The sequence below is a fragment of the Phenylobacterium sp. genome (genome assembly GCF_035276905.1).
GTDB lineage: Bacteria > Pseudomonadota > Alphaproteobacteria > Caulobacterales > Caulobacteraceae > Phenylobacterium.
Map to the genome: position 1 here is coordinate 1 of NZ_DATELG010000370.1, position 10,495 is coordinate 10,495.

Here is a 10,495-nt window from a genome sequence, read left to right on the forward strand (position 1 = left end):
GACCTCGGCCAGGCTCGCCCCGCGCAGGCCGCGGCCCGGCGTGAACAGGCTCACCGCCTCCAGCAGGTTGGTCTTGCCCGCCCCGTTCGGCCCGACCAGGAAGACCGGCGCGCCCGTCATGGAAAGCTCCGTCCTCGCATAAGAACGGAAGTCCGTCAGGGTCAGGCGGGTGAAGGCCGCAAGCGTCACGTCCCCGCTCATACAGGCTTTCACGCTGTTGTGGCGCCGGACTATCAGGAAGCGATGAGCACCGAGCCGATCCGCATCTTCGTCGACGCCGACGCCTGTCCGGTGAAGGACGAGGTCTACAAGGTCGCCGCCCGCTACGGCCTGAAGGCGTTCGTGGTCTCCAACAGCTTCATGATGGTCCCGCGCAGCGCGCTGATCGAGCAGGTGGTGGTCGACGCCGGCCCCGACGTCGCCGACGACTGGATCGCCGAGCGGACCTTGCCCGGCGACATCTGCATCACCAACGACATCCCGCTGGCCGAGCGGGTGCTGCAGGCCGGCGGGGCGGCGATCTCGCCCAAGGGCAAGCCGTTCACCGCCGACTCGATCGGCTCGGCCATCGCCCAGCGGGCGCTGATGGAGCAGCTGCGCTCCACCGGCGAGTTCCTCGGCGGCCCCAAGGCCTTCGACCGCAACGACCGCTCGAAGTTCCTGCAGGCGCTGGACGAGGCGGTGCAGCGGGCGAAGCGGCGGCGCTCATCTTCCCGCCCTTAACGCATTAAGCGCGGGAGCCCCACGCCAACCGCGCCGCGTGCCCCGCCACATCGGCCGGCCAGCTTTTCATCCGGGCGTCGAAGGCCGTGCGATCGTCGGCGAAGAGGGCGCGCAGGGCCTCCTCGTAGCCCGGCAGGTCGCCGGCCATCGACGCCATGAAGCGGTAAGCCGCCTCCTGTCGGACCTTGCGGTCGTCCGCGCCGGTGCGGCGGGCCTGCTCGACCAGCTTGCGCAGAGCGACCGACGCCCCGCCGGGCTGGGCGTTCAACCATTCCCAGTGCCTGGGGAGCAGCGTCACCTCGCGCGCCACCACGCCGAGCTTCGGCCGGCCGCGCGGCCGCGGCGCGACCTTGGGCGTGTAGCGGTCCGCCACCTCCTCGGCGGAGCCGCGCAGGTCGAGGTCGACGACCTTGCCCGAGGCGTCGTCGAACACCAGCAGCGGACCGTCGTGATCGCCCGCCGCCACGGCGTGGGCGGCGGCGGCCACTTCTGGCGGCGGCCCCGCCGCCATCCGCCGCTCGCCGTCGAAGAGGGTCCAGGTCGGAGGCGCTTCGGTCATGGCCGAGTTGTGCCATGAACGCAGCGCCGCGTCAATTTTGCCCGGGTGAATTTATTGCGACAGGTCTCCGCCCTTGGACGGCAGCCTGTTCGCATCGCGGGTGACGCCGCCGCTCCTCGCCCCTATCTTGCCGGCCATGAGCGACATCCTCGACGCCGCCCCGCAGACCCTCGCCGAGATCCCCCGCGAGCCGACCCAGGACGGGCCCAACGTCCGGCTCTACCTGGTCGACGGCTCGGGCTTCATCTTCCGCGCCTTCCACGCCCTGCCGCCGCTGACCCGCAAGTCGGACGGCCTGCCGGTGGGCGCGGTCGCGGGCTTCTGCAACATGCTGTGGAAGCTCCTGGTGGACATGAAGGCGCAGGAGGACGCGCCGACCCACCTGGCGGTGGTGTTCGACCACTCGGAGCAGACCTTCCGCAACAAGCTCTACGCCGACTACAAGGCCCACCGGCCGCCGCCGCCGGAGGACCTGGTCCCGCAGTTCCCGCTGGTGCGCGAGGCGACGAAGGCGTTCGGGGTCCCTTGCCTGGAGCTTCCCGGCTACGAGGCCGACGACCTGATCGCCGCCTACGCCTGCAAGATCCGCGACCTGGGCGGCGAGGTGGTGATCGTCTCCTCCGACAAGGACCTGATGCAGCTGGTCGGGCCGCAGGTGGCGATGCTCGACACCATGAAGAACCTGCGGATCGGCCACGACCAGGTGGTCGAGAAGTTCGGCGTGCCGCCGGACAAGGTGGTGGACGTCCAGGCGCTCTGCGGCGATTCCGTCGACAACGTGCCGGGCGCGCCGGGCATCGGCGTCAAGACCGCCTCGGCCCTGATCCTGGAGTACGGCGACCTCGACACCCTCCTGGCGCGCGCCTCGGAGATCAAGCAGCAGAAGCGGCGCGAGACCCTGATCGAATACGCCGACCAGATCCGCCTCTCGCGCGAGCTGGTGAAGCTGGACTGCGACACCCCGCTGCCGAGCCCCGTCGACGAGCTGGCGGTCGCCGAGCCCGGCCCCGAGCTCGCCGTCTTCCTGGACAAGATGGAGTTCCGCACCCTCGCACGCCGGGTCGAGGCGCACGGCAAGGGCGCGCCCGGCGCGGCCACGCCGGCGCCGGAGGCCAAGGCGCCCAAACCACCCCAGCACGCCGCGATCGACGTGAACGGCTACGTCTGCGTTCGCGACCTGGCGAGCCTGGACGACTGGATCGCCCGCGCCCAGGCCAAGGGCGTCGTCGCCTTCGACACCGAGACCGACGCGCTCTCGGCGACCAGCGCCGACCTCTGCGGGGTCTCGCTGGCGGTCGCGCCCGGCGAAGCCTGCTACATCCCGGTGAACCACTGCGAGTCCGACGGCCTGGCTCTGGAGGCTCCCCAAGATCTTGCGCAGATCCCGCTCGAGGAGGCGATCGCCCGACTGAAGCCGCTCTTGGAGGACCCCTCTGTCCTAAAGGTGGCGCAGAACGCCAAATACGACCTGGCGGTCCTGGCGCGCTATGGCGTGACCGTCGCGCCCATCGAAGACACTATGCTGATCAGCTTCGTGCTCGAGGCCGGCCTGCACAAGAGCCATGGCATGGACGAGCTCTCCAAGCGCCTCTTGGGCCACGAGCCGATCAGCTTCAAGTCGGTCGCCGGCGCCGGCAAGGCGCAGAAGAGCTTCAAGCACGTGGGCCTCGCCGAGGCGACCTGCTACGCCGCCGAGGACGCCGACGTGACGCTGCGGATCTGGGAGCACCTGCGGCCCAGGCTGGCGCGCGAGGGCCTGCTCACGGTCTACGAGACGCTCGAGCGGCCGCTGCCGCGGGTGCTGGTCGACATGGAGCTGGCCGGGGTCAAGGTCGACCCGGAGAAGCTGCGGCTGCTCTCCAACGACTTCGGCGTTCGCATGGCCGAGCTGGAAGCCGAGGCTCACCGCCTGGCCGGCCGGCCGTTCAACCTCGGCAGCCCCAAGCAGATCGGCGAGGTGCTGTTCAAGGAGATGGGCCTGGCCTCGGGCCGGACCACCGCCACCGGCGCCATGTCGACCGACGCCTCGATGCTGGAGGACTTGGCCGCCCAGGGCCACGAGCTGCCGCGCACCCTGCTGGACTGGCGCCAGCTCTCCAAGCTCAAGGGCACCTACACCGACGCGCTCACCGCGGCGATCTCGCAGAAGACCGGCCGGGTGCACACCTCCTTCTCGCTGGCGGCGGCCTCCACCGGGCGGCTCGCCTCGTCCGACCCCAACCTGCAGAACATCCCGATCCGCACCGAGGAGGGCCGCAAGATCCGCCGCGCCTTCATCGCCGAGCCGGGCCATGTGCTGATCAGCGCCGACTACAGCCAGATCGAGCTGCGGCTCCTGGCCCACATCGGCGACATTCCGCAGCTCAAGCACGCCTTCCAGCAGGGGCTGGACATCCACGCCATGACCGCCTCGGAGATGTTCGGCGTGCCCGTCGAGGGCATGCCCTCGGAGATCCGCCGCCGCGCCAAGGCGATCAATTTCGGCATCGTCTACGGCATCTCGGCCTTCGGCCTCGCCAACCAGCTGTCGATCCCGCAGGACGAGGCCGGGGCCTACATCAAGACCTACTTCGAGCGCTTCCCCGGCATCCGCACCTACATGGACCGGATGAAGCAGGAGGTCCGCGCCAAGGGCCATGTCACCACCATCTTCGGCCGGCGGGTGAACATTCCGGCGGTGCAGTCGAAGTCGGCGGCCGAAAGAGCTTTTGGGGACAGGGCGGCGATCAACGCCCCGATCCAGGGCGCCGCGGCCGACGTCATCCGCAGGGCGATGGTGCGGATGCCGGGCGCGCTGAAGGCCGAGGGCCTGGGCGCCAAGATGCTGCTGCAGGTGCACGACGAACTGGTGTTCGAGGCGCCGGAGGCCGAGGCCGAGGCGGTGATCCGCATCGCCCGCCAGGTGATGGAGCGCGCGCCCGAGCCGGCGGTGGCGCTGACCGTGCCCCTGGTCGTCGAGGCCCGCGCGGCGACGAACTGGGACGATGCGCACTAAGGCGGCAAGATCCTCCCCCAGGACGATCCCCTTCCCCCAGTGCGCTTACGCCGCCCGCAGCCGCACCCTCGCCTGCATCAACCGTTGCTCGACGCCGTAGAGCCTGACCGCGGTCAGCACGCCGGTGGCGTAGGCGCCGGTGTCGAGGCCCAGGCGGTGGCCCAGCATCTGCGGCTGCTCGGCCGGGGTGTGGCCGTGGACGATGACCTTGTCGTGCGGGCCGCGGTCGTTGAGGAACTCGTAGCGGATCCACAAGAGGTCGTGCGTGGTCTGCGCCTTCAGCGCCACCCCCGGGCGCACGCCGGCGTGGACGAAGGCGTAGTCGCCGACCACGTGGAACAGTTGAAGCTCGCCGTAGAATCGCCGGTGGTCGTCCGGCAAGGCCTGGTCGAAGGCGTCGCGCACCGCGCCCCAGGCGTCGGCGTCGGTGCGCATGGCGCAGGGCTGCACGCCATAGGAGGCCAGGGTCGCCGCCCCGCCGTGCTCCATCCAGGTCATGGCGAAGGCGGGCTCGGCGAGAAACTGCAGCAGGGCCTCCTCGTGGTTGCCCTTCAGCGCGACGACGTCGAAGGCGCCGTCCAGCTGCAACTTGAGGACGAGGTCGACGACCTGGCGGCTGTCGGGGCCACGGTCGACGTAGTCGCCGAGGAAGACGAGCACGGGCCGGTGGTCCGGGCGCGTGGCCAGGGCGTCCTGGGCGATGTCATGCAGCAGGGGCTTCAGGACGTCGAGCCGGCCGTGGACGTCGCCGACGGCGTAGACCAGCCGCGCGCCGGTCGACGGCGGCATGTCATGCGCTGGTTTGCGACCGAACAGACCACGGAACAAGGCGCAGTCCCTCACCCGGACGGGACGGCAGGATAGGCCCGCCGACGGCGGGCCACAACGCGAGCTCGCCTTTCAGGCGAGTCAGGCCGCGCGGTAGCCCGATTGGCGGCTTGCGGGGGTCGCGGCGACGCCCGCTTCGTAGCGGAAGTGCGCCATCAGCTCGCCGAGGCGCCGCATCTCCGCCTTCAGGGCGTGGCTGGCGGCGGTGGCCTGCTCGACCATGGCGGCGTTCTGCTGGGTCACCTGGTCCATCTCGCCGACCGCGGTATTGACCTCGGCGAGGCCGCGGGCCTGCTGCTCGGCCGAGGCGGCGATCTCCGCCACCAGGCCGTCGACCTCCATCACCCGCTCGGCGATACGCTGCAGGGCCTGGCCGGTCTCGCCGACCAGGGAGACGCCGGAGGCGACGTGGGCCGAGCTGGCGTCGATCAGCGCCTTGATCTCCTTGGCGGCGTCCGCCGAACGCTGGGCCAGCGCGCGGACTTCCGAGGCGACGACGGCAAAGCCTTTCCCAGCTTCCCCCGCCCGCGCCGCCTCGACCCCGGCGTTGAGCGCCAGGAGGTTGGTCTGGAAGGCGATCTCGTCGATCACGCCGATGATCTGGCCGATCTCACCGGCCGACTTCTCGATCTCGCCCATGGCCGAGACGGTCTGCTGGACCACGCCGCCGGAGCGCTGCGCCTCGTCCTTGGCGCCGGCGACCACGTCGGCGGCTCTACGGGCGCCGGCGGCGGCTTGCCGGACGCTGGCCGTCAGCTGCTCGAGCGCGGCGGCGGTCTCCTCCAGGTTCGCCGCCTGGCGCTCGGTGCGGCGCGACAGGTCGTCGGACGCCTGGGCGATCTCGTCGGCGTTGGAGCGGATCGCGCCGGTGGAGGCCGACACCGCAGAGAGCGTCTCCTGCAGCGCCCCCAGGGCCGCATTGAAGTCGGTCTTCACCTTGGCGAACTCGGCGGCCACCGCCTCGTCCATGCGCGCGGCGACGTCGCCCCGCGACAGCCGGTCGATCGCCAGGCCGAGCGCGGCCATCGCCTCGGCCTGGCGCGTTTCCGCCGCACGGTGCTCGGCCTCGACGCGCTCGCGCTCGGCGTCCTTGGCGTCGAGATAGACGCCGATCGCCAGCTCCATGTCGATCAGCGCGGCCTTGACCATGGCGCTGACGCCGGCGGCGAGCTTGTCGCGGCCGTCGCGCGAGACGCCGAAGCCCTTCGGCCAGCTGGCCTCCACCGCGGCCGTGATCAACTGCTCCAGGACCAGGGCGTAGCCGCCGACGTACCAGCGCGGCTCCAGGCCGATGCGGGCGTGCGCCTGGCCGATCCGCCGGACGTTCTTGGCGTAGTCGCCGCCGAACTCGCCGCGGGCGATCAGGCCCCAGTGGGTCGCCTGCGCCTGGCGGGCGCGATCGATGTGGGCCTCGTCCTGGAAGAAGCCGCGAAGGTGCGGGTCGGCCCTGACCCGTCGGTAGAAGGCCTCGAGCGCCGGGCCGAGCGCGTTCTCCACCGCCGGCCGGATGTGCCGCAGCTCCGGCGCGGCCTCGCCGAGGCCGACGAAATCAAGCCGCGCCCTCAGGCCTTCACGCTCGCTCATGCTTTCCCCCGCACTCCTGACAGGGAGAAGGGGCCGATGCGGTTAACGCGAGGTTTCCCGCCTCGGGTCCGGCGCTGCTCAGACCGGGGTCGGCGGAAGCATGATCGGCTCGCGCAGGGTGACGATGTGCTCGGCGCCCTGGTCGTCGCCCACCGCGACGCTGTCGGCCAGGCCGCCGTGCTCGCGGATCGCGAAGCTGCGCGGGTGGCGCACGAGGTGGTCGACGCCCTCGAGCTGGATCTCGAACAGGTCGTCCTTGGGGTCGTAGCTGACGCCCAGCAGCGGCGTCCATTCGGCCTCGATCTGGTCGCCCAGCTTCTGGTCGGCCACCTCCAGCCGGGCCAGCTGGCCGCGGAGGGTGCGGCTCAAGAGGTCCGCCGCCGGCCGCCAATTGGATTTGTCCACCATCGTCATGGGAAGGCTCCTCTCGCCCGAGGTCGGCGCCCGACCGACGTCAGGCGGCCTCGACGCCAGGACCCGCGAGCAAGCCCAGAGTTCCGGAGCGATCTCGAGATCGGCTTCGCCGAGACCACGAAGGGTTCTTGAATTGGAGGCCGGCCGCTCAGGACTGCGGGCCGCTCACCCGGCCGACGTTTTCTCAGGACTGCGGGCCGCTCACCCGGCCCCAGGCCATCCGCTTGAGTTCGGCCATCGAGCCGTAGGTCTCGGTCGCTTCCGGATGCGGGCAGCAGGCGGTGAGCAGGGAGAGTTCGCCCGGGGCCTGCGGGGCGATGGTCTTCCACGCCGACCAGCCGCCGGCGGCCTGGGCGGCGACCACCTGGCCGCCGCGGTAGCTGACCACGTCCCTGGTGCGCACGGCGCGATGCGCGCAGTCGAACTCGCGCAGCGTGCGGCGCTCGTCGTAGGCGGCCGGGGCGGCTTGCGTCTGGTTGTAGAGCTGGGTCTCCCAGACCTGTACGACGCCTGCCGAGACCTCGACCTTCGTGCCGAGGTCCTGGATCGCCACGGCGTCGTCCTCGACGTCCGAGATCCGGTAGGGGCCGGCCGCGAGCGCGGCGGCGGGCAGGACGCTGGCGGCGACGACGCAAGCGGCCAGGGCGCCGGCGAACGCAGACCTCTTCCTCATTTCCAGCTCTTTCGCCATCAGGATCAGGCGAAGATCGCTCAGGCGTAGTTTCCGATTCTCCAAGCTTAATGGTTAAGATATGTGAGCTTAGTTCCGCCCACTTAAAGACTTGATGGCCGGATTACAGTTAATCCTCGTTCATCGTGAATCTGGAACACAGATCACAGCCATCCAATTTGAGATATCGGTTGTTTCCCGGAGCGTCCCTCTCATCCACTCTGGCCTGGATCCCCGCGTTCCGCGGGGACGAGCGGATGACGGGTTGACGCGACCCTCGCCGCTTCAGCGAACGCAGACCACGCAGGCGAGCAGGGCCGGGCCGTCGCCCTGCAGGTACAGCCGCTCCAGCGGCGCGAGCGCCGGCTCCAGCCTGCGCCGCAGCACGCCCAGGCCCGCCTCCGACACGCCGTGGTGGATCCCCAGAAAGGCCAGCAGATAGCCCGCGAAGGTGCAGGGGGTGTTCAGCCGGATCTCCTGCTGGCGGCCGAAATTCTCGAAGTGGGCGTTGCGGTGGAAGGCGTGCCGGGTGAAGCCGGCCGCGCCCGCGGCCGCGGCCACCTCGTCGATCAGGAAGGTGTGCTTGTCCTCGCCGACCTTCTCGAGCGAGGTGTCGGAGAGGAAGTAGGTGGCGTCCCGGCACCGCGTCATCCGGGCCACGTCGTCGTCCGACAGCTCGCCGGCCCAGGCGGCCGACAGCGCGATCTCCAGGGCCAGGTTCATCAACAGGAACCCCTCGCGGAACGGCTCCTGGATGACCAGCACCCCGCCCGGCGCCAGCACGCCGGCCGCCGCCGCCAGGAACCCCCGCCAGTCGCCGACATGATGCACGGCCGAGGCGACGAAGATCGCGTCGACGCTCTTCGGCGCCAGGCGGTCGAGGTGCTCGCCGGCCAGGGTCGCATAGACGCAGCCCTCGTCGGAGACGCCGAGGGCCGAGAGCTTGCGGCGGATCATGCGCAGGAAGGCGGGCGAGGTGTCGGTGATGATCTTGGTCCGCGCCGGGGCCGCCGCCACCAGGCCCAGCGTGCAGGCCCCGCCGCCGGCGCCGACCTCCAGCCAGTGCTGCAGCGGCCGCCTGGCGTAGTGTTCGGCGAGCCGCCAGGCGCCCTGGCCGCTGGCCATCAGGTCGGCCTTGTTCCCGCCGCCGGCGGTGTCGTCATAGGCCTGCTCGCCGCCGGCGAAACTCTGCGGCGGCGAGATCTCGCGCACCCCGTCGCGCAGCGGAAAGCGCGCCAGCGGACCGCGCGAGGCGATGAGTTGCGACAGCACGGTGCTCCCCCTCGGCCGCTTGACCGTCCGGCCCGGAGAAACCCGAACCCCGAAAGCCAAGACGCCGCTGCGTCAAAAGAGTTGCAGGGGGCGAGATGCGGTCGGGAAGGCCGGCGAGATATCCAAGGCGCCGTTGATGCGCCTCAAAGCCGGCTGCGGCGCGGCGGCGCAGGATGGCCGCTTCAGCGCGTGGAGGTTCGTCATGCGAACGCGAGCCACAGGATTGGTGCTGGTCCTCGGCGCGGGGCTTCTCGCCGGTTCGGCGCAGGCTCAGCAGCCGCAGGCCTCCACGACCTGGCGCGACTGCTGCGGGGCCGCCCCATGGAGCCAGCAAGGCGCTCACGGCCGGGGCATGATGGGCCAGGCCATGCCCGGCGCCGGCATGATGGGCGGCGGCTATCCCGGAGGTATGGGAAGCAGCGCCGCCCGCAACCATGTCGCGATGATGGGGAACGTGCCGGCGCCCTACGCCGACGTCGAAAACCCGCTGCCGCGCACGACCGCCACCATCGAGCGGGGCGCCGCCGTCTACGCGGCCAACTGCGCCTCCTGCCACGGCGCGACAGGGCTCGGCGACGGCCCCGCCGCCCGGAACCTCTCCCCGAAACCCGCCAATCTGGCCTGGCTTTCGCAGATGCCGATGAGCCGATGGGACCCGTTCATGTATTGGACCATAGCCGAAGGCGGCGCCCAGTTCGGCACGCCGATGCCGGCCTTCAAGGGCCAGCTCTCGAAGGCGGACATCTGGGCGGTGACCGCCTACATCCAGGCGCACCTGCCCGCGCGCGCGGCGAAGAAATAGCCGCACGATCTTTCGACCGGCTCAGCCTGCTTCTTGTCCGGGGTTCGACCATCCAGAAGGATGGTGGAGCCGAGGGGAGTCGAACCCCTGACCTCCTCATTGCGAACGAGGCGCTCTACCAACTGAGCTACGGCCCCAGGAAGGCCGCGGAATAACCCTTTCCGGGCGTGGTCTGTCAAGCGCCCTTCGACGCGCGGGGCGTCGCAGGGGGTTTAAGGCTGCGCCTTTCCGGCGCGGACAAAGCCCGGTAGAACACCGGCCCATGGGCAGTTTCCTCTACTTCATCGTCAGCTCGCTGCTGGAGCTGCTGGTCTGGGCGATCATCATCAGCGCCATCCTGTCGTGGCTGGTGGCGTTCGACGTGATCAATCTGCGCAACCGCTTCGTCTACAACGTCTCGCGGTTCCTCGACGCGGTGACCCGGCCGGTGCTGGCGCCCTTCCAGCGTTTCATCCCCTCGCTCGGCGGGGTCGACATCAGCCCGATCATCGTCATCCTGATCCTGCAGGGCGTGATCCGCTACCTGCTGCCGCTGATCTTCGGGCCGCTGATCAGCCTGATGGGCTGAGACCGTCCCCCCTTGCGTATGACGGTGCGGCTGACCGTGCGCGTCACCCCGCGCAGCGGCGCGGTGGCGGTCGTCGAGGG

At 70.4% G+C, this 10,495-nt stretch carries 11 protein-coding genes and 1 tRNA gene; 4 read left to right on the top strand and 8 right to left on the bottom strand.

Annotated features, from left to right (window positions below):
* A partial coding sequence (locus VJS38_RS17630) for an AAA family ATPase (RefSeq protein ID WP_324089458.1) occupies nt 1–201 on the bottom strand: 201 nt, incomplete at its 3' end.
* A 42-nt stretch (nt 202–243) separates the two neighbouring features.
* On the opposite strand from VJS38_RS17630, the gene VJS38_RS17635 reads away from it, so the two are divergent.
* The gene (locus tag VJS38_RS17635; protein ID WP_324089459.1) at nt 244–723 is read left to right on the top strand and encodes a YaiI/YqxD family protein; all 480 of its coding nucleotides are present in this window, start codon (nt 244–246) and stop codon (nt 721–723) included.
* A 4-nt stretch (nt 724–727) separates the two neighbouring features.
* Here VJS38_RS17635 and VJS38_RS17640 read toward each other — a convergent pair whose 3' ends face one another.
* The gene (locus VJS38_RS17640) at nt 728–1,282 is read right to left on the bottom strand and encodes a DUF2239 family protein (RefSeq protein WP_324089460.1); all 555 of its coding nucleotides are present in this window, start codon (nt 1,280–1,282) and stop codon (nt 728–730) included.
* Between the two features lie 136 nt (nt 1,283–1,418).
* Between VJS38_RS17640 and polA the strand changes: the two genes are divergently transcribed.
* A complete protein-coding gene (gene polA / locus VJS38_RS17645; RefSeq protein WP_324089468.1) occupies nt 1,419–4,277 on the top strand; it encodes a DNA polymerase I in 2,859 nt (952 codons plus the stop codon).
* A 45-nt stretch (nt 4,278–4,322) separates the two neighbouring features.
* Here the strand turns inward: polA and VJS38_RS17650 are convergent, their stop codons facing one another.
* The 5 genes from VJS38_RS17650 to VJS38_RS17670 all read right to left on the bottom strand — a co-directional run bounded on the left by VJS38_RS17650 (nt 4,323) and on the right by VJS38_RS17670 (nt 9,045).
* Nucleotides 4,323–5,066, bottom strand: a complete 744-nt coding sequence (locus VJS38_RS17650) for a metallophosphoesterase family protein (protein WP_324089461.1) — start codon at nt 5,064–5,066, stop codon at nt 4,323–4,325.
* 120 nt (nt 5,067–5,186) lie between these two features.
* Nucleotides 5,187–6,689 (bottom strand): globin-coupled sensor protein, encoded by a 1,503-nt coding sequence (locus VJS38_RS17655; RefSeq protein ID WP_324089462.1) that lies wholly within the window; start codon nt 6,687–6,689, stop codon nt 5,187–5,189.
* 78 nt (nt 6,690–6,767) lie between these two features.
* Nucleotides 6,768–7,103, bottom strand: a complete 336-nt coding sequence (locus VJS38_RS17660; protein ID WP_324089463.1) for a DUF5335 family protein — start codon at nt 7,101–7,103, stop codon at nt 6,768–6,770.
* A 184-nt stretch (nt 7,104–7,287) separates the two neighbouring features.
* The gene (locus tag VJS38_RS17665; protein WP_324089464.1) at nt 7,288–7,776 is read right to left on the bottom strand and encodes a surface-adhesin E family protein; all 489 of its coding nucleotides are present in this window, start codon (nt 7,774–7,776) and stop codon (nt 7,288–7,290) included.
* A gap of 282 nt (nt 7,777–8,058) precedes the next feature.
* Nucleotides 8,059–9,045 (bottom strand): class I SAM-dependent methyltransferase, encoded by a 987-nt coding sequence (locus tag VJS38_RS17670; RefSeq protein ID WP_324089465.1) that lies wholly within the window; start codon nt 9,043–9,045, stop codon nt 8,059–8,061.
* A gap of 202 nt (nt 9,046–9,247) precedes the next feature.
* On the opposite strand from VJS38_RS17670, the gene VJS38_RS17675 reads away from it, so the two are divergent.
* On the top strand, nt 9,248–9,847 hold the full coding sequence (locus VJS38_RS17675) for a cytochrome c (RefSeq protein ID WP_324089466.1): 600 nt from the start codon (nt 9,248–9,250) through the stop codon (nt 9,845–9,847).
* Between the two features lie 61 nt (nt 9,848–9,908).
* Here the strand turns inward: VJS38_RS17675 and VJS38_RS17680 are convergent.
* A tRNA-Ala gene (locus VJS38_RS17680) sits at nt 9,909–9,984 on the bottom strand.
* 125 nt (nt 9,985–10,109) lie between these two features.
* Here VJS38_RS17680 and VJS38_RS17685 point away from each other — a divergent pair.
* Nucleotides 10,110–10,415: a YggT family protein gene (locus VJS38_RS17685; protein ID WP_324089467.1), complete on the top strand. Its 306-nt coding sequence runs from the start codon at nt 10,110–10,112 to the stop codon at nt 10,413–10,415.
* Nucleotides 10,416–10,495 lie beyond the last annotated feature (80 nt).